Genomic DNA, 19,708 nt, shown 5'->3' on the forward strand with positions numbered 1-19,708 from the left:
CGGGCCGCCAACATTCCGGGGCTCACGCACGGCTGGCATCCGCCATCGGCGGAACGCCGGCTCGGTCGTACGCATGGTGTAACGCCCTGACGGCGGCCGGGATTCCGCCACCACCGTGCCCCCGACCGCACCCCAAACCGGCATGAAACCGCCATCAGGCGCCATCGTCGTGAACTGTTTGGGCCGACCCTTTCCAACGGTCAATCGGTGGAAAGGTCGGCCCTCCCCGGGGACAACAAGCGCGTCAGGCCCCGACCTTACGCAGCAAGCCCTCCTGCACCGCGCTGGCGATCTGCCGGCCGTCCCGGGTAAACATCCGACCGGTCGCCAACCCTCGCGCACCGGAGGCCGACGGGCTCCAGCAGTCGTAGAGGAACCACTCGTCGGCGCGGAACGACCGATGGAACCAGAGGGCGTGATCGAGACTTGCGCCCACCACCCCGCCGGGCCCCCACACCTCTCCATGCACCGACAGCACCGAGTCCAGCAGGGTGAGGTCGGAGGCGTACGTCAGAGCACAGGCGTGCAGCAGCGGATCGTCCGGGAGCTTGCCGTCGATCCGCATCCACACCCGCTGGTTCGGCTCGGCCGGACGGTCACCAGGGCGCACCCAGCCGGGCTCGCCGACATAGCGGACATCGATCGGCCGGGGAATCAGCGCCCAGATGCCCAGCCGTTCCGGGTAGCGGGCGAGCCGATCGCTCATCGTCGGTACCTCGTCCGGGCCGGGCACGTCCGGCGGGGAGGGCGCGTGGTGGTCCAGCCCCTCCTCCTGACGTTGGAAAGACGCCGACATGAAGAAGATCGGTTTGTCGTGCTGCAGCGCCACTGACCGGCGGACGGAGAAGGAACGACCGTCACGGACGCACTCGACCTGATAGTCGATCGGTTCACTCGGATCGCCCGGTCGCACGAAGTAGCCATGCAGGGAGTGCACGGAGCGCTCCGGATCGACCGTCCGCCCGGCGGCGACCAACGCCTGCCCGGCGACCTGCCCCCCGTACACCCGCTGTGGGCCGACCTGCGGACTCATCCCCCGGAAGGTTCGCTCGCCGGTCGGGCTGAGGTCCAGCACCTCCAGCAGCTGATCGACCGCGGCCTGACCGACCACCGCACCGGACTCGCTCACCGGACCCCCCGTCGCGTCCGCGGGGATCGCGGGCCCGGCTCGCTCCGAACGCTCACTGGAGCGCCCGGGCCGCAGCGAGGTCAACCAGCGACCCGAGCTGGTGCACCCGCAGGGTGTTGGTCGAGCCGGGGGTTCCGGGCGGGCTACCGGCGACGATCACGACGTATTCGCCGGGGTTGGCCAGACCGAGGCCGAGCAGCGCCTCGTCAACCTGCCGGAACATGGCGTCGGTGTGCTCAACGAAGGGCATCAGGAACGTCTGTACACCCCAGGAGAGGGCGAGCTGGTCGCGCACCTCCGGCACCGGGGTGAACGCGAGCAACGGCAGGTCGCAGTGCAGCCGGGAGAGTCGTCGGACGGTGTCGCCGGTCTGCGAGAACGCCACCAGAGCCTTGGCGTCGATCGCCCGGGCGATCGACGAGGCGGCGACGGTGAGCGCGCCCCCGTGGGTACGCGGATCGTGCTGGAGCCGAGGCACCGAGATCGAGCCCGCCTCCGTTGTCGCCACGATCTTCGCCATGGTGCTCACGGTGAGCACCGGGTACTTTCCAACACTGGTCTCACCGGAGAGCATCACCGCGTCCGCACCGTCCAGCACGGCGTTGGCCACATCGGAGGCCTCGGCACGGGTGGGCCGAGAGTTCTCAATCATGGAGTCAAGCATCTGGGTGGCGACGATGACCGGCTTGGCGTTCTCCCGGCAGAGCTGCACCGCGCGCTTCTGGACCAGGGGCACCTGGTCCAACGGCATCTCCACGCCGAGGTCACCCCGGGCCACCATGATCCCGTCGAAGGCCAGGACGATCGCCCCGAGCTGATCCACCGCCTCCGGCTTCTCCACCTTGGCCAGCACGGGCCGGTGCACACCCTCCTCGGCCATGATGGCGTGGACCAGCTTGATGTCGTCGGCGGAGCGGACGAAGGAGAGCGCCACCAGGTCGGCGCCGAGGCCGAGGGCGAACCGCAGGTCCTCGGTGTCTTTCTCGGAGAGCGCGGGGACGCTGACCGCCACGTTCGGCAGCGAGACGCCCTTGTTGTTGGAGACCGGTCCGCCCTCGGTGACCAGGCAACGGATGTCGTTGCCGGTGACGTCGGTGACCTCGACCGCGACCCGGCCGTCGTCGATCAGCAGCCGGTCGCCGGGCTTCACCTCCTCGGGCAGCTTCCGATAGGTGCAGGCGACTCGGTCCCGGGTGCCGAGAACGTCATCACCGGTGATGACCACCGAGTCACCGGTGCGCCACTCGTGCGGACCGTCAGCGAACCGGCCAAGCCGGATCTTGGGACCCTGGAGGTCGGCGAGAACCGCGACCGGCCTCCCCGCCGCCTCGGCCGCCTCCCGCACCAGCCGGCAAACCGCCTCGTGATCGGCGTGGCTGCCGTGGCTGAAGTTGAGCCTCGCCACATCCATTCCGGCCTCAACAAGGCCACGAATACGCTCCGGCGAGGAGACGGCGGGGCCGAGTGTGCAAACAATCTTTGCGCGGCGTGTCACGCCCATCAGGCTAATCTCTCCTCCGGGCCGGTCCGCGGGCCGACCCCTGTCGCAGTGCGAACACGTTCTCCGACGTTGCGCGGCTGCACGGCCGGCAGTGGATAACCGCCGGGAACGTCGTGGGGGGCGGGCGTCGGCGACCGCGCGCCCCGAGATCGTACCGCCCACGGTAAGCCGGGCCGAAAGGCATGGGTTAACAGCGCGGGGACATTCGACCTCGCTCGCCGGTTTGCCCGATCCCCGCCCCACTGCGACCGGGAACGCACGCCACGGGAGGGCCGAAGCAGCTTGGCACGCGGCCCGGGCGACAACTGGATCAGCCGGCACAGCCCGGTGGGGCGGTCTACGTGCCGACCGCCCCACCGGAAGACATGCCTAGACGGCCCAGCAGTTGGGGCGAATCGACTCGTCGCGCAGCGCCTGCCGAATCACCGTGTAGGTGGTCCCGTCCAGCGCCAGCCCGAGGTGCCCGACCAACCGCAGCGGACACCAGGACTGGATCAGTACGTTTTTCGCCCCGTCATCCAGCGCGGCGTTGCGCACCGGCCGCACCAATTCGTCCTGCCACGTACGAACCGTGGTGTAGCTGACCGCGCCGGGGGTGTCGTCGCCGGCGTTGAGGTCGGCGAGGAAGTCCGAACCGATCCTCATCTGCTGACAGGCCACCACACCGGCGCAGCTGCCGAGCCCGAGGAAGGCGATGACGTTGGCCACGTACGTCCCGTACTGCGGGCTGCCGAGGCTGACGTATCGGTCGACGGCTCCGGTGCCACCGAGTCGCTTCAGGTAGTAGCGGGCCACCAAGCCCCCCTCGGAGTGCCCCACCAGATCCACCCGGGTGGCACCGGTGGTGGCGCGAACCTGATCGACGTAGTCGGCGAAGGCGCGGGCCGAGGTCGGGATGTCGCCGAAGCCCAGCCCCGGCAGTTCATAGATGAAGGGACGGAAGCCATCGGCGCCCAGACGCGCGGCGAGCGGCTCGTACGCGAAGGCGAAACCGCTCAACCCGCCAACGATGATTACCGGGTTGTTGGTCGCCACGGCCGGGCCGGCTGCGGCGGCACCGGAGCTACTCGCCGGGGCGTCGTGGGTGGACGTTTGCTCAGCCGCAGCACCGGCGGGTGCCGCACTGACGGCGCCCTCCGGGATGGCGGGTGCTGCGCTGGCGGCGACACCGGGGACGGTGAGCGTGGCGCCGAGCGCGAACGCGAGCACGACGGCGGTCTTTCGAAGCAGCATGGGCTGCACCTCCATGAGGGTGGTGGGTGCGGTGCGAGTCCGATCGACCGGTGCGAACGATGATGCGGGCAGTAATTCTCGTTCGTCAATGCCTAGCTACCTCCCAGTAACCTGTTGTTCCACCTACGGCACACTCCGGCGATCCTGACAAAGACCCCACAAAGGGATACGACTCGCGGAACCCCCACACCACGACACCGCCTCAACCCCGTCAGGAGAGAGTTGCTATACCTAATCCTGTAGTAGAGGTGCTATCTTCAAGAGCATGACTACAGTCGAACGGTCGGAGGCTGTCGAGGCCCCCCGAAGTCCCGACGATCATTTGGTCCTCGACGTTCGAGACCTACGCATGCGCTACGGCACCGTGGACGTGCTGAACGGCATCGACCTCACCGCGCAGCGAGGGGAGGTGATCGCGCTGCTCGGGCCGAACGGTGCCGGCAAGACCACCACCATCGAGATCCTTGAGGGGTTCCGGCTGCCCTCAGCCGGTTCGGTCCGGGTGCTCGGCGTTGAACCCGCCCGCGGGGACGAGCGGTGGCGTGCCCAGATCGGCGTGGTGCTCCAGTCCTGGCGTGACCACGGCCGGTGGCGGGTCCGGGACCTCCTCTCCCACCTCGGCGACTACTACGCGCCGTACGCGACCGACCTGATCCAACGCCCGTGGCCGGTGGACGACCTGCTGGCGGCTGTCGGGCTGACCGCACACGCCAACGCTCGGGTGTCCCGGCTCTCCGGCGGGCAACGGCGGCGCCTCGACGTGGCGGTCGGCATCGTGGGCCGGCCAGAGCTGCTCTTCCTGGATGAGCCGACGGTCGGCCTTGACCCGGCGGCCCGACGCGAGTTCCACGAGCTCGTGCACCGCCTCGCCGACCTGGACCAGACCACCATCCTGCTGACCACCCACGACCTGGCCGAGGCGGAGAAGCTCGCCGACCTGATCGTCATCCTGGCCAACGGCCGGATCATCGCCCGGGGCTCGCCGGACCAGCTCTCCCGCCGGCTGACCACCGATGCGGAGATCCGCTGGACCTGCGACGGCCAGCGCCACGTACACGCCACCATGGACGCCACCGGGTTCCTGCGCGACCTGCTCCGCGACCACGGCGACGGGGTGCAGGAGCTGGAGGTACGCCGAGCCAACCTGGAGGACGCGTACCTGGCCTTGGTGCACGAGGAGGAGACCGGAATCCGTACCGGCTGGGCCGATCGGGTGTGGCAGCAGCAGGAGGAGACCCGATGAACCCGAAGACCACCGCACTCCGGGTCGGCCTGCGGCGCGGAGCCATCGAGTTGCGCAGCACCTTCACCAACGGCCAGGACCTGTGGAACTACTTCTTCCCCACGGTGGTGCTGCTGGTCGCCGTCTTCTTCATGCGGGGGGCGACCGTACCCGGCACCGACTTCTCCCTCGGTGCGCGGACGCTGCCCAGCGCGCTGGGCATGGGCCTACTCTTCGGCGGGCTGCTCGGGCTGGCCCAGCAACTCGTCGTGGACCGGGAGGACGGTACCCTGCTGCGGGCCAAGGCCATCCCGAACGGGATGCTCGGCTACCTGGTCGGCAAACTGGTGCTGGTCTCCTCGGTCGCGATGATCGGCCTGGTCATCCAACTGACCCCCGGGATGCTCTTCCTGGACGGGCTCCGGCTGGGCGACCCCGGCGCCTGGTTCACGCTGGCCTGGGTGGTGCCGCTCGGGCTGGTGGCGACGCTCCCGCTGGGCGCGATGATCGGCTCCCTGATCGAGAACCCGCGCAACATGGGGCTGGTGGTGCTGCCGGTGATGGGGCTCATCGGCATCTCTGGCATCTTCTACCCGATCACCGGCCTGCCCGACTGGCTCCAGGGCACCGCCCAGGTCTTCCCGCTCTACTGGCTAGGCTTGGGCATGCGCTCCGCGCTGCTTCCGGCTGACCTGGCGGCGGTCGAGATCGGCGAATCCTGGCGCCATCTGGAGATGGTTGCCGTCCTCGGGGCGTGGGCGGTGCTCGGACTCGTGCTGGCGCCGGTGCTGCTGCGACGGATGGCCCGCCGGGAGTCCGGCTCGCGGGTCGCGGCCCGACGGGAGCAGGCCATGCAGCGGGTCGGATGAGAGGGCATTGATGAGCGAGACCGTGCACAACCGAATCGCGGTACTGCGCGCCGAACGGGGCATCTCCCGACGGCAGCTCGCCGACGCGCTCGGAGTGCACTACCAGACGATCGGCTACCTGGAGCGGGGGGAGTTTCGGCCCAGCCTGCACCTGGCGCTGCGGATCGCCGCCCACTTCGAGGTGCCGGTCGAGGTGGTCTTCTCGATCGAACCGTTTCCCCGCATCGGTGATGCCGCTGTCGGGAACCGCCGCCCAGCGTGAAGCAACGGCGGCGGGCGGCGACGTCGATGTCCACACCCGCCGCCACCGTCGGCCGGCCGTCCACCTGGGACTGCCGGCCGACGGGCGGGATCAGCCGGTGACGGCGTTCAGCGCCGGCAGGTAGCCGTCGCGGTAGCCCTCGTCGTTGGGGTGGTACGCCTCGATGATCCTGGTGACGTCGTTGATCCAGGGCTCGTCGCCGCAGACGCCATGGCCGGCGAAGTGGGGACGGAGGTCGGCGAAGGCGGCACCGGCCGCGGCGGCACGGCCGGCGGTGATGCTGTTGAGGAGGTCAGCGGCGTCGTTGAGCTGCTGTCGCTTGGTGGCGCTCATCCCGAACAGGCCACACCAGCCGGTCTCGAAGAGTCGCGGGTAGCCGAGCACGATCAGCTGGGCGTTCGGCGCCCGGTCCCGGATCGTCGCGTAGGTGGCGTCCAGCCGGCCGGGCAGGGTGGTCTGGGCGAAGTCCCGGGCCTCGTCGATGGCCTCCGTGCAGGCCGAGGTGCTGCCGAACCGACAGGTCAGCATCACGCTGGCGAAGCCGACGTCATTACCACCGATGGTGACCGTCACCATCGTGGTGCTGGCGCTGAGCGAGTCGACCTGGTTGTTGATGACGTCGGCGGTGACCGCGCCACCACAGGCCGGGAACTGGAAGCTGGTCACCGCATTCGCCGCAGCCCAGCGCGGGGCGTAGGACTTCTGACTGCGCAGGCAGCTGGATCCGTCGTACGGGCCGGCGCCGACGCCGGAGGAGTACGAGTCGCCGAGCGCGACGTAGTTGATGGTCGCGGCCTGCGCGGCGCTGGGGACCAGCACCGCGCCGACAACGGCGACGCAGAGGGCGACCAGCGCCGCCAGGGCGCGGGCGGGTGCACGGGGTGGCATGTGGACCTCCACAGGGCCGGGGGGGTGGGGAGCCCAGAGACCGCGCGCGTGGCCAGGGTCGAGCTTGTTACTAGCTGGTAATGCTACCGAAACAATTCACCAAAGTGAATCGTTTCACCCGGCCACCCGCGCCCCCGGCGACCCGCCCCTCAGCCGGCCAGCGGCCGAGCGTCCGATCCCACCGGCGCCGGCAGCGAACCCCGCCCGTCCAGGTACGAATGGATGGCGGCAGCGGCGGCCCGGCCCTCGGCGATCGCCCACACGACCAACGACGCGCCCCGGTGCATGTCCCCGGCGACGAAGACGCCATCCACATCGGTCTGCCAGTCCGCACGGGCCGCTACCGCGCCCCGTTCGTCACGGGACACCCCGAACTGCTCAAGCAGCGGCTGCGGCTCGGTACCGTCGAAACCGATCGCCAGCAGCACCAGGTCGGCCGGCAGCTCCCGCTCAGTGCCCGGCACCGGGGTGACGAGCCGCCGGCCATCGCGCTTCTCCACCGTCACCTCGGCGATCCGGACCGCCCGCACCGCCCCACTGCCGTCGTCCACGAACTCCTGCACGGCGACGGCGAAGACCCGCTCCCCGCCCTCCTCATGCGCCGGGTACTCGCGCAGGATCCACGGCCAGGTCGGCCACGGATCCCGCGCCTCGTCCCGCTCCCGGGACGGCTGCGGGTAGAGGTCGAGCTGGTACACCGCGGCGGCGCCCTGCCGGTGGGCGACGCCGAGGCAGTCCGCGCCGGTGTCTCCGCCACCGATGATGACGACGTTGCGGCCCGCCGCGTCGATCGGCGTGCCGTCCGGCAGCACCGCGGTGGCCGGCGGGTTGGTCCCCGCGGCGGCCACCACCCGGTTGGCCGCGACGAGGTGCCCCATCGCCTGATGCACCCCGCGCAGCGAACGCCCCGGAGTCGCCGGGGTGTCCCGGCTGGCCAGGGCACCGCAGGCCAGCAGCACCGCGTCGTGCTCGGCCCGCAGCTGCTCGGCGGTCACGTCGACACCGACCTCCACCCCGGTCCGGAACCGCACCCCCTCGGCGGCGAGCTGTGCCAGCCGCCGATCGATGTGGTGCTTCTCCAGCTTGAAGTCCGGGATGCCGTACCGCAGCAGGCCGCCGAGGGCGTCGTCCCGCTCGTACACGGTGACCGCATGCCCGGCCCGGGCCAGCTGCTGCGCGGCGGCGAGCCCGGCGGGCCCGGAGCCGACCACCGCCACCGCACGGCCACTGGCCGGCGGCACCGACCAGGGCCGTAGCCCGCCGCGGGCCACGGCAGCGTCGGCGATCTCCACCTCGACCTGTTTGATCGTGACCGGCTGCTGGCCGCCGAGGCCGAGTACGCAGGCCGCCTCGCAGGGGGCCGGGCAGAGCCGACCGGTGAACTCCGGAAAGTTGTTGGTGCCGTGCAGCGTCTCCACCGCGGCGTCCCAGCCACCGGTGCGGACCAGGTCATTCCAGTCCGGGATGCGATTGCCCAGCGGGCAGCCGTCGTGGCAGAACGGAATGCCGCAGTCCATGCAGCGGGTGGCCTGCTCCCGGATCAGCTCCTCACCTGCCGGTGGGTAGACCTCCCGCCAGTCCATGATCCGCACCGGAACGGGCCGTCGGGCGGGAAGCTGCCGGTCGTACCGCAGGAAACCAAACGAATCAGGCACGAGCTACCTCCTGGACAGCCACCCGCGCGACGGGCGACACCGGCGTGGACGGTGCGGACGACGTGGGCTGCGCTGCCGGCGCCGCCAGGGCGCTCATCACCGCGTCGTCCACGTCGTAGCCGGCGGCTTCGGCAGCCCGCATGATCTCCAGCACCCGGCGGTAGTCCCGGGGCACCACGGCGGTGAACTCCTCCACCGCCTCCGACCAACGCTTGAGCAGCTCCTCCGCGACCGCGGAGTCGGTCTCGGTGTAGTGCCGCTGGACCAGGTCATAAAGGGTTGCCTGCTCCTGCTCGCTCAGGGGCGTCAGGTCCACCAACTCCGTGTTGACCCGCCGACGATCCAGCCGCCAGACGAACGCGGTCCCGCCGGACATCCCGGCCGCGAAGTTCCGCCCCGTCGGCCCCAACACCACGACCGTACCGCCGGTCATGTACTCGCAGCCGTGGTCGCCGACGCCCTCGACGACAGCAGCCGCCCCAGAGTTGCGTACCGCGAACCGCTCCCCCGCCCGACCGCGGAGGAAGACCTCACCTGCCGTGGCACCGTAGAGGATGGTGTTGCCGGCGATGATCTGATCCTCCGCCCGCCGGCCCGGCATGGCCTCCGCGTCGACAAAGGGCGCGGCCCGGTCCGGTCGGAGCACCAGCCGCCCACCGGAGAGCCCCTTGCCGACGTAGTCGTTGGCGTCGCCGTGCAGGCGCAGGGTGACCCCGGACGGCAGGAACGCGCCGAACGACTGCCCCACGGTGCCGTACAGGTCGAACTCGATCGTGTCGGTGGGCAGGCCGGCCCCGCCGTGGCGGCGGACCACCTCGCCACCGAGCATCGCGCCAACGCTGCGGTGCTCGTTGCGCACCGGCACCCGGGTCCGCACCCGGGTACCGAAACGCAGCGCCGGCTCGGCGAGCGCGATCAACTCGTTGTCCAACGCCAGCCCGAGACCGTGGTCCTGGACGCGAACACCCCGTCGAGCGGTCCCCTCGGGTAGCTCCGGCAGGCGCAGCACGGGGCTCAGGTCGATACCGGTCGCCTTCCAATGATCAACTGCGGGGGCGACATCGAGCAGTTCGGTCCGGCCGATCGCCTCGTCGATCGAGCGCAGACCCAGCTCGGCGAGGTACCCGCGGACCTCCTCGGCGAGGAAGAGGAAGAAGTTCTCCACGAACTCCGGTCGGCCGGTGAACCGCTCGCGCAGCACCGGGTTCTGGGTGGCGATGCCGACCGGGCAGGTGTCCAGATGACAGACGCGCATCATCACGCAGCCCTCGACGATCAGCGGGGCGGTGGCGAAGCCGAACTCCTCCGCCCCGAGCAGGGCCGCGACCAGCACGTCCCGACCGGTCTTGAGCTGGCCGTCAACCTGCACGGTGACCCGGTCCCGGAGCTTGTTGAGCAGCAGGGTCTGCTGCGCCTCAGCCAGGCCCAGCTCCCACGGGGTGCCCGCGTGCTTGAGCGAGTTCAGCGGGGACGCACCGGTGCCGCCGTCGTGCCCGGAGATGAGGATGACATCGGCCTTCAGCTTCGCCACGCCCGCCGCCACCGTACCCACCCCGACCTCGCTGACCAGCTTGACGTGCACCCGCGCCGCCGGGTTGACGCACTTGAGGTCGTGCACGAGCTGGGCCAGGTCCTCGATGGAGTAGATGTCGTGGTGTGGTGGCGGAGAGATCAGGCCGACCCCCGGGGTGGCGTGGCGGGTCCGGGCGATCCACGGCCAGACCTTGTTGCCGGGAAGCTGGCCACCCTCGCCGGGCTTGGCGCCCTGCGCCATCTTGATCTGCAGGTCATCGGCGTTCACCAGGTACTCGGTGGTGACCCCGAACCGACCGCTGGCGATCTGCTTGACCGCGGAGCGGCGGGTCGGATCGTGTAGTCGCTCGACGTCTTCACCGCCCTCGCCGGTGTTGGACTTGCCGCCGAGCCGATTCATCGCGATCGCGAGGGTCTCGTGCGCCTCCACCGAGATCGACCCGTAGGACATGGCGCCGGTGGCGAAGCGTCGAACGATCTCGGTGGCCGGCTCGACCTCCTCGATCGGCACCGGCGGGCGCACTCCGGTACGGAGCGCGAACCGACCCCGCAGCGCACCCCCCTGGGCGGCCAGCGCGTCCACCTTCGAGGTGTACGCCCGGAACACGTCGTACTGCCGGCTGCGGGTGGCGTGCTGGAGCAGGAAGACGGTCTCCGGGTTGAACAGGTGCAGCTCGCCCTCACGCCGCCACTGGTACTCGCCACCGACGGCCAGCCGGTCGCTCGTCGCCGTCCCCGGCTCCGGCCAGGCGTGGGCGTGTCGAGCGGCGACCTCGACGTGGATCCCGTCCAGGTCAACCCCGCCGATCTTGCTGGGAGTGCCCCGGAAGTACCGCTCGATCAGCTGGCTGTCCAGCCCAACCGCCTCGAAGACCTGGGCGCCGCAGTACGACGACACGGTCGAGATACCCATCTTGGACATGATCTTCAGAACGCCCTTGCCGAGCGCCTTGACGTAGTTGCGGACCGCGGTGCCCGACTCGACGCCGACCAGCGCCCCCGTCGAGATCATGTCCTCCACCGACTCGAACGCCAGGTACGGGTTCACCGCCGCCGCGCCGTACCCGACCAGCACGGCCGCGTGGTGCACCTCCCGGCAGTCGCCGGACTCCACGATCAGCGCCACCTGGGTCCGGGTCTGCTCCCGAACCAGATGCTGGTGCACCGCCGCGGTGAGCAGCAGCGACGGGATCGGGGCGAGGTTGGCGTTGGAGTCCCGGTCGGAGAGGACGAGGATGCGCACGCCGTCCTCGATGGCCTCGGAGACGTGCCGACAGATCTCGGTCAGCCGCGCCCGGATGCCCGCGCCGCCCTCCCGGATCCGGTACAGGCCGGAGACCCGGACCGCCTTGAATCCGGGGAGGTCCCCGTCCTCGTCGATGGAGAGAATCTTCGCCAGCTCGTCGTTGTCGATCACCGGATAGGGGAGCACGAGCTGCCGACAGCTCGCCGGCCCCGGCTCGAGCAGGTTGCCCTCCGGCCCGATCGTGGTCTGGAGACTGGTCACCAACTCCTCCCGGATGGCGTCCAGCGGCGGGTTCGTGACCTGGGCGAAGAGCTGGTGGAAGTAGTCGTAGAGCAGCCGGGGCCGGGTGGAGAGCGGAGAGATCGGGGTGTCCGTCCCCATCGAGCCGATCGGCTCGGCGCCGACCCGCGCCATCGGCGCGAGGAGAATCTTCAGCTCCTCGTCGGTGTAGCCGAACACCTGTTGCCGGCGGCGTACCGAGTCGTGGGTGTAGACGATGTGCTCCCGGGCCGGCAGGTCGGTCAGCTCGATCAAACCGGCGTGGAGCCACTCCTGGTACGGCTGGGCCGCCGCCAGCTCGGCCTTGATCTCGTCGTCGTGCACGATCCGGCCAGCCACGGTGTCCACCAGGAACATCCGACCGGGCTGCAGGCGCCCCTTGGCGACCACGGTGGCCGGATCCAGGTCCAGCACACCCGCCTCGCTGCCGAGCACAACCAGCCCGTCGGCGGTCTGCCACCAGCGGCCGGGACGGAGGCCGTTGCGGTCCAGCACCGCCCCGACGATCTCGCCGTCGGTGAACGCCACCGACGCCGGCCCGTCCCAGGGCTCCATCAGGCTGGCGTGGAACCGGTAGAAGGCCCGTTGGTCAGCGGGCATGTCCGGGTCGTTCTCCCAGGCCTCCGGAATCATCATCAACACCGCGTGCGGCAGGCTTCGCCCCGCCAGGTGCAGCAGCTCCAGGACCTCGTCGAAGTTGGCCGAGTCGGATGCCCCCGGGGTGCAGACCGGGAGGATTCGACGAATGTCGCCGGGCAGCGCCGCACCGGCTCCACCGGCGAGCATCGACTCTCTCGCCTGCATCCAGTTCCGATTGCCCCGGATGGTGTTGATCTCGCCGTTGTGGGCGATGAACCGGAACGGGTGCGCCAGGGGCCAGGACGGGAACGTGTTCGTGGAGAAGCGGGAGTGCACCAGCGCGATGGCGCTGCGCATCCGCTCGTCGGTCAGCTCCGGGTAGAACTCCGGCAGCTGGTCCGGGGTGAGCATGCCCTTCCAGACCATCGTGCGGCCGGAGAGCGACGGAAAGTACGCCGGCACGCCACGCTCCGCCGACTCCCGCTCGGCCTGCCTGCGGACGCGGTACGCCACCCGCTCCAACTCGATGCCGGTCAACCGGGAACCAGCTGGGCCCGTCGCCGAGTCGGTGAGCCGGTGCGCGGTGACGAAGAGCTGCCGGACCCGGGGCATCGCCGCGAGCGCCGTCGCACCCAGGCCCGCCGGATCCACCGGTACGTCCCGCCACCCCAGCAGGTCGGCGCCCTCGACCAACGCGTACTTCTCCACCACCCGGCGGGCCCGCAGCTCGGCCTCGTCGTCGTCGGGCAGGAAGACCAGGCCGGTCGCGTACTCACCGATCGGGGGCAGCGGGAAGTCCACCACCGCGCGCAGCAGCGCGTCCGGCACCTGGATCAGGATGCCCGCGCCGTCGCCGGTGTTCGACTCCGCACCCCGGGCACCCCGATGGTCCAGCCGGCGCAGCGCGGCGAGCCCATTGGCCACCACCTCGTGCGACGGCCGGCCGCGCAGGTCCGCCACGAACGCCACCCCACACGCGTCGCGTTCGTAGGCGGGGTCGTAGAGCCCGGCGGTGGACCCGTTCGGGCCGGAGTGCGGGACCTGCTGCGGGATGCGGTGCGGGTACGGAGCGGCCACCCGGGCCTCCTGTCGTCACTCAGGCTGAATCTTGGTCGGGACGACGTCGGCCCTCAAGGGTCATTTGAGTCTACGTTAGGGGGGGCCACACAAGGCCAGTGCAGATTGATCACACCTTCCAGAGTGTGAGAAAGATACTCCCATTACCGCACCACCCTCGGCCGCCTTCCCGTCGGTTGGCATCCGGAGCTGGTCAGGACGGAGGATGCCACTGGTCGGCGGTCGTGCTGGCGCTGCCCAGCAGCCGGGGGGTGAGGGCGCCGAGGACAGCGTCTCGGGCCCGAAGTGCGAGCCGGCCCCGGGCCTGGAGCACCGCCGACATCCGTCGGGTCTGCCGGACCGTCGCCGTCACCCGGGGCCGTCGGGTCCGGTCGTAGGCGACGACCGCGTCCGGCAGCCGGGACTCCCGGAGCAGCCCGGCCAGGGTGGCGGCGTCCTCGAAGGCGAGGCAGGCCCCCTGCCCCAGGTGCGGGGGCATGCCGTGCGCGGCGTCACCGAGCAGCACCGCCCCACCAGGACCGGTGGGGAAGCCGTATGTGCGGGGCAGCGGGCGCAGTTCGCGGATCTCCCGCTGGACCAGGTCGGCCGGGTCGGTGGCGTCGAGCAGCTGGGCGATGGGTGCGGGCCAGCCGGCGTACCAGCGACGCAGCAGGGCGAGCTGGGTCTCCGGCGACTCCGGCCGGGGCGCACCGGCGGCGGTGGCCACCCAGTAGATCCCGCCGCGGCTGGAGGCCCCGGACGCACCCCGTTCGCCCAGCGACACGTAGACGAAGCGGTACCCGGCACCGAGGATCTCCCCGGTCGGCGGCAGGTCGGCGGGGAGTTGGGGCGCCCGGTACCACGGGATCACCGCCCGCCACGCGGCCGAGCCGCAACTGACCACTGCCGCCTCCGGTGCGAGCTGCGCCCGCGCCACGCTGTCGAGGCCATCGGCGGCGACCACCAGGTCCGCCTCGTAGGTGTGCCGGCCGTCGCTGACCGACGGGCGGTCGCCCGGCTCCGCGCAAACCGAACGGAGGGTCACGCCGGTCCGCAACTCCACACCGTCACCCAGCCCGGCGATGAGCGCATCGTGCAGGTCCTCCTGGTGCACCACGACCGGGCTTCGGTCCGCCGGGACCGGACGGGGCCGCACCAACTGGTGGCCGTCGGGTCGGCGCACCCCACCGCTCGACAGCGGGGTGGCGATCGCGTCGAGCCCGGCGCCGAGACCGAGGGCGCGCAGTGCGCGTACCCCGTTGGGCCAGAGCAGCACCGCGGTGGGCTCCGGACGGATCCGGTCGGCTCGCTCGACCAGCGTGACCTGCCAACCGGAGCGCGCCAACGCGCCCGCGACCGCAAGGCCACCGACACCGGCGCCGACCACGACCGCGCTACGCATGCGGCCCTCCTCGCTCAGCTGTCGCGCTGGTCGGCGGGCGGGGCGGCATCCACCGGCTGGTCGGTGGGCGGACCGTCACCGGGGCCCCCGGCCTCCGGCCCCGGCGGCGCCTCGCCCGTCTCCTGCCAGTGCCGGAACTGCTCCTCGCCAACCACCTGGTAGCCCTCCGGCGCCGCCGGCCGGGCACTCGCCTCGCGGGCGGAGAGGTCGACCTGCGACACGTCCGACTCGGGGGCGGACGCCGGCACCTCGCGGATCGGAATCAGGTACTCGCGCGGTCCGCGCACCCGCAGGAAGTAGATCAACGCACCGAGGAAGACCACCGCCGCGGTCCAGACGTTCAGCCGTACGCCGAGGATCATGTTCGCCTCGTCGGTACGGATCATCTCGATCCAGAACCGGCCGGCCGTGTAGCCCAGCACATAGAGTGCGAAGGCTCGGCCGCGGCCCAGCTTCAGTCGCCGGTCGAGGAAGAGGACGAGGGCGACCACACCCAGGTTCCACAGCGCCTCATAGGCGAAGGTCGGATGGTAGAGCCCCGCCTCGAGGATGGGTGTCCCGGTGTCGTCGCGCAGGGCCTGGCCCGACTCCTGGTCCATCCGGTGGATCTCCAGGCCCCAGGGCAGCGTGGTGCGCCCACCGTAGAGCTCGTTGTTGAACCAGTTGCCGAGCCGCCCGATCGCCTGGGCCAGCGGCAGCCCCGGGGCGAGGGCATCCGCCACCACCGCGAGCGGAATACCGAGCTGCCGGGCGGCATACCACGCACCAAGCGCGCCACCGGCCACCGCACCCCAGATGCCGAGACCACCCTCCCAGATGGCGAAGACCTTGAGCGGATCGCCACCGGTGCCGAAGTATTTCTCCGGTGAGGAGATCACGTGGTAGATCCGGGCGCCGATGATGCCGGCCGGCACCGCCCACACGGCGATGTCGAGCACCGCCCCCGGCGCCACCCCGCGCTGGCGTAGTCGTCGCTCGGTGATCCAGCAGGCCACCACGATGCCGAGGAGGATGCAAAGCGCGTACGCACGGATCGGCACCGGGCCCAGCTGCCACACGGCGGTGGTCGGACTGGGCAGGGCCGCCATAGAGGTCTGCGAGGCGAGGTTCACGAGTGCACAGGCTACCGCCGTTCGGCCCCGCCGTGGCACCCCGGCCCACGCGACCCGTGGCGCTCATCTCCGGGGCGCCGGGCCCGTGACCCGGGGTGTGCTCAGCTCGGGGGTGCCGGGCTGATGGCCCCGGGGCGGGCGTCAGGAGGCCGGGGTCCGGACACCCGCGGCGAGTTCGGTGCTCAGCTCACGCAGGGCGGTCAGCCCCGCCGGTAGACTCGCGGCATCGAGCAGGCAGCGGATCAGGGCACTGCCGACGATGACCCCATCGGCGAACCCGGCCGCCGTGCCGGCCTGTTCCCCGCTGCCGATCCCGAGGCCGACACCGACCGGCAGGTCGGTAACCGCCCGGACCCGGGACACCAGCACCGGGGCCGCCGCCGAAGCCCGCTCACGGGCCCCGGTGACCCCCATGAGCGCGGTCGCGTACACGAATCCCCGGCAGTGCTCGACGGTCATCTGCAGCCGGGCGTCAGTCGAGGAGGGCGAGACGAGGAAGGTCCGGTCCAGCCCGTACGCGTCGGAGGCGGCCAGCCACTCCTGCGCCTCGTCGGGAATCAGGTCGGGTGTGATCAGCCCGGTGCCGCCCGCCGCGGCGAGGTCCCGGGCGAAGGCGTCAACGCCGTACTGCTCGATCGGGTTCCAGTAGGTCATCGTCACCACGGGCGCGCCGGTGGCGGCGACCGCGTCGACGATGCGCAGCGTGTCGGCGACCCGGACCCCGCCGGCCAGGGCGATGTCACTGGCCCGTTGGATCACCGGACCGTCCATCACCGGGTCGGAGTACGGAATCTCCACCTCGATGACGTCCACGCCCGCTTCGACCATGGCGGTCATCGCGGCGATGCTGCCCTCGACGGTCGGGAACCCGGCGGGCATACAGCCGACCAGGACAGCCCGGCCCTCGGCCCGAGCCCGGTCGTACGCAACCCCGATGCGACTCACGCTGTCACTCCTTGTCGAGGACGCCGAAGTACTCCCCGGCGGTGTGCACGTCCTTGTCCCCACGGCCGGAGAGGTTGACCACCACGACCGGCTCCCGGCCCAGTTCGGCGGCGAGTTCCGGGGCGATCGCGACCGTGCCGGCCAACGCGTGGGAGCTCTCGATCGCGGGGATGATGCCCTCGGTACGGCAGAGCAACTCGAAGGCGGCCATCGCGTCGGCGTCGTTCACCGGCCGGTACGTCGCCCGGCCGGTGTCGTGCAGCCAGGCGTGCTCCGGCCCGACGCCCGGGTAGTCCAACCCGGCCGAGATCGAGTGCGACTCGACGGTCTGACCATCGGCGTCCTGCAGCACGTAGGTCCGGGTCCCGTGCAGCACGCCCGAGGAGCCACCGGTAATGCTGGCCGCGTGCCGGCCGGTCGCCGGCCCGTCCCCGCCGGCTTCGAAGCCGTACAGGCGCACGCTCGGGTCGTCAACGAAGGCGTGGAAGACACCGAGTGCGTTGGAGCCGCCGCCCACGCAGGCGGTGACCGCGTCGGGCAGCTTACCGACCAGGTCAAGGCACTGCTGGCGGGCCTCGTCGCCGATGCCTCGGACGAAATCGCGGACCAGGGCGGGGAAGGGGTGCGGGCCGGCCGCCGTACCGATCAGGTAGTGGGTGCTGTCGACGTTGGCAACCCAGTCCCGCATCGCCTCGTTCATCGCGTCCTTGAGGGTGCGGGACCCGGTGGTGACCGGCACCACGGTGGCGCCCAGCATCCGCATGCGCGCCACGTTCAGCGCCTGCCGTTGGGTGTCCACCTCACCCATGTAAACCACACACTCGAGATCGAACAGGGCGGCCGCGGTGGCGGTGGCCACCCCGTGCTGACCGGCGCCGGTCTCGGCGATGACACGCCGCTTGCCCATCCGCTTCGTCAGCAGCGCCTGGCCGAGCACGTTGCGCACCTTGTGCGCCCCGGTGTGGTTGAGGTCCTCCCGCTTCAGCAGCACCTGTGCGCCGATCTTGGCGGAGAGACGCCGCGCGGGGTAGAGCAACGAGGGGGTGCCGGCGTAGTCGCGGAGCAGGGCGGCGAACTCGGTCTGGAATGCCTCGTCGCCGATCGCGGTACGCCAGGCGCCGTCGAGTTCGTCCAACGCGGCCACCAGGGCCTCGGGGACGAACCGGCCGCCGAACCGGCCGAAGTGACCGGCGGCGTCCGGGTATCGGACGGTCGCGGCAGGCGTGTCGACGCTCATCGCGGCTCCCTTCGTTCTGACCAGCGCGCGCTCAGCGCGCCGGACGGGGTGTCGCCGGGTGGTTACCGGCGTTGACCAGCTCGGCCACCGCCTCCCGGGGGCTCTTCTGGGTAACCAGGCCCTCACCGACCAAGACCGCGTCGGCACCGGCCGACGCGTACCGGATGAGATCGTGCGGCCCGCGCACCCCCGACTCAGCGATCTTGACAACGCTGCTGGGCAGGCCGGGCGCGATCCGCTCGAAGACCGACCGGTCGACCTCCAACGTACGCAGGTCGCGCGCGTTCACGCCGATCACCTGGGCGCCGGCCTCCAACGCCCGGTCCGCCTCCTCCTCGTCGTGCACCTCGACCAGGGCGGTCATGCCCAGCGACTCGATCCGCTCCAGCAGGCCGACCAGCACCTTCTGCTCCAACGCCGCCACGATCAGCAGCACCAGGTCGGCGCCGTGCGCCCGCGCCTCATGCACCTGGTAGCTGGAGACCACGAAGTCCTTCCGCAGCACCGGAACATCAACCGCGGCCCGGACGGCGGCGAGGTCATCCAGCGAGCCACCGAACCAGCGCCCCTCGGTGAGCACGCTGATCGCCCGGGCACCGCCGGCGGCGTAGTCGCTGGCGAGGTCGGACGGGTCGGCGATCTCCGCCAGCCGTCCCTTGGACGGCGAGGAGCGCTTCACCTCGGCGACCACCGCCACGCCGGGCCGACGCAGGGCCGCGTACGCATCCAGCGGCGGCGGGGCGGCGGCGGCCAGCTCTCGAATGCGCTCCAGCGGGACCTGGTCCTGCCGCCGAGCCACGTCCTCGCGCACTCCGGCCAGAATCTCATCGAGCACGCTGGGCTTCGCCGAACCGGCGTCGCTCCCTCCCGCGTGCGCATGCTCCGCAGTCACCAACGCTCCCCTCTCCGGGCGTCATGGACCGATGCTAGGCGGCGTACCCGATGCCGGCCGCCGGGGGTATGGCGCTACTCACGAATCGGCTTGCGGCATAATGCCCAACCTCCAGTGAAGGTGAGCTCACACACAGCCATCACCTCCCGGTCGTCAGTCGAGGCCGACGATCATCGACCACCACCATCCTGGGCATTGATGTGATCCAATCCGGCCGACCAGCCACCGGCTGAAAGCCCGGGGCAGGGCTGTGAGCAAGCTCAAGGCCAGTGGACTCTTCCCAGGTCAGCACCGCGGAGCCAGGGTTGACACGGCGGACACCCCGACGAAACGTGAGTCGATGAGCATTCCCCTCGGGCAGACTCGGTTCGGCATCCGCCCGCGCCACCCAACGATCTCCGGGACTGATCATGAGCACTGAGAGCATCGGCCTCACCACCATCTCCCGTACGGTCGCCTCGCTCGCCGTCGGCGTGGTGCACACGCTCGAACGCGCCGTGGTCGGCGAGGCGCAGACGCGTACCGCACGGGGCAACGCGTGGGAAGCCGTCTGCGCCGACCAGGCCCGCGCCGACCAGCGGGCCGAACTGGACCGGATCGTCGCCGAGTTCACCACGAACCGCGACACGAACCGCGACCCGCGGCCGATGGGCTGAGGCGGCGGGGCA

Annotated in this window: 15 protein-coding genes; 4 read left to right on the forward strand and 11 right to left on the reverse strand. The window is 70.9% G+C overall.

The window, feature by feature from the left end:
• Positions 1-244: 244 nt before the first annotated feature.
• The 3 genes from B118_RS0104610 to B118_RS0104620 all read right to left on the reverse strand — a co-directional run bounded on the left by B118_RS0104610 (position 245) and on the right by B118_RS0104620 (position 3,863).
• A complete protein-coding gene (locus B118_RS0104610) occupies positions 245-1,129 on the reverse strand; it encodes an acyl-CoA thioesterase (RefSeq protein WP_018223321.1) in 885 nt (294 codons plus the stop codon).
• Between the two features lie 52 nt (positions 1,130-1,181).
• Entirely contained in the window at positions 1,182-2,630 is a 1,449-nt protein-coding gene (gene pyk / locus B118_RS0104615; protein WP_026270611.1) for a pyruvate kinase, read from the reverse strand.
• Between the two features lie 369 nt (positions 2,631-2,999).
• A complete protein-coding gene (locus B118_RS0104620) occupies positions 3,000-3,863 on the reverse strand; it encodes an esterase/lipase family protein (protein WP_027647435.1) in 864 nt (287 codons plus the stop codon).
• A gap of 265 nt (positions 3,864-4,128) precedes the next feature.
• On the opposite strand from B118_RS0104620, the gene B118_RS0104625 reads away from it, so the two are divergent.
• From B118_RS0104625 to B118_RS0104635, 3 genes are read left to right on the forward strand one after another with little or no spacing between them, the layout of a single operon-like run.
• Entirely contained in the window at positions 4,129-5,106 is a 978-nt protein-coding gene (locus B118_RS0104625; protein ID WP_026185804.1) for an ABC transporter ATP-binding protein, read from the forward strand.
• Entirely contained in the window at positions 5,103-5,954 is an 852-nt protein-coding gene (locus B118_RS0104630) for an ABC transporter permease (RefSeq protein WP_018223317.1), read from the forward strand. The genes B118_RS0104625 and B118_RS0104630 overlap by 4 nt, the downstream gene beginning before the upstream one ends.
• A gap of 10 nt (positions 5,955-5,964) precedes the next feature.
• Positions 5,965-6,216 (forward strand): helix-turn-helix transcriptional regulator, encoded by a 252-nt coding sequence (locus B118_RS0104635; protein ID WP_018223316.1) that lies wholly within the window; start codon positions 5,965-5,967, stop codon positions 6,214-6,216.
• 90 nt (positions 6,217-6,306) lie between these two features.
• Here the strand turns inward: B118_RS0104635 and B118_RS0104640 are convergent, their stop codons facing one another.
• The 8 genes from B118_RS0104640 to trpC form a co-directional block, all read right to left on the reverse strand.
• Entirely contained in the window at positions 6,307-7,104 is a 798-nt protein-coding gene (locus B118_RS0104640) for an SGNH/GDSL hydrolase family protein (RefSeq protein WP_028192444.1), read from the reverse strand.
• Positions 7,105-7,253: 149 nt separating this feature from the next.
• Complete coding sequence (locus B118_RS0104645) at positions 7,254-8,759, reverse strand: glutamate synthase subunit beta (protein ID WP_018810911.1); 1,506 nt, start codon at positions 8,757-8,759, stop codon at positions 7,254-7,256.
• Positions 8,752-13,473, reverse strand: coding sequence for a glutamate synthase large subunit (gene gltB, locus B118_RS0104650; RefSeq protein WP_028192445.1), 4,722 nt, complete (start codon positions 13,471-13,473; stop codon positions 8,752-8,754). Before gltB ends, B118_RS0104645 begins: the two co-directional genes overlap by 8 nt.
• Before the next feature lie 193 nt (positions 13,474-13,666).
• Complete coding sequence (locus B118_RS0104655) at positions 13,667-14,854, reverse strand: FAD-dependent oxidoreductase (protein ID WP_018810909.1); 1,188 nt, start codon at positions 14,852-14,854, stop codon at positions 13,667-13,669.
• 14 nt (positions 14,855-14,868) lie between these two features.
• A complete protein-coding gene (gene lgt, locus B118_RS0104660; RefSeq protein ID WP_018223311.1) occupies positions 14,869-15,966 on the reverse strand; it encodes a prolipoprotein diacylglyceryl transferase in 1,098 nt (365 codons plus the stop codon).
• Positions 15,967-16,107: 141 nt separating this feature from the next.
• On the reverse strand, positions 16,108-16,911 hold the full coding sequence (gene trpA / locus B118_RS0104665) for a tryptophan synthase subunit alpha (RefSeq protein WP_018223310.1): 804 nt from the start codon (positions 16,909-16,911) through the stop codon (positions 16,108-16,110).
• A 4-nt stretch (positions 16,912-16,915) separates the two neighbouring features.
• Positions 16,916-18,148 carry a tryptophan synthase subunit beta gene (gene trpB, locus B118_RS0104670; RefSeq protein WP_028192446.1) on the reverse strand — a complete coding sequence of 411 codons (1,233 nt, stop codon included), beginning with the start codon at positions 18,146-18,148 and terminating at the stop codon, positions 16,916-16,918.
• Between the two features lie 31 nt (positions 18,149-18,179).
• Positions 18,180-18,983, reverse strand: a complete 804-nt coding sequence (trpC, locus tag B118_RS0104675) for an indole-3-glycerol phosphate synthase TrpC (RefSeq protein WP_018223308.1) — start codon at positions 18,981-18,983, stop codon at positions 18,180-18,182.
• 467 nt (positions 18,984-19,450) lie between these two features.
• Here trpC and B118_RS0104680 point away from each other — a divergent pair, with 467 nt between their 5' ends.
• Complete coding sequence (locus B118_RS0104680) at positions 19,451-19,696, forward strand: hypothetical protein (RefSeq protein ID WP_018223307.1); 246 nt, start codon at positions 19,451-19,453, stop codon at positions 19,694-19,696.
• The last annotated feature ends 12 nt before the right edge of the window (positions 19,697-19,708 follow it).

Source organism: Salinispora pacifica CNR114 (assembly GCF_000514775.1).
Taxonomy (GTDB): domain Bacteria; phylum Actinomycetota; class Actinomycetes; order Mycobacteriales; family Micromonosporaceae; genus Micromonospora; species Micromonospora pacifica.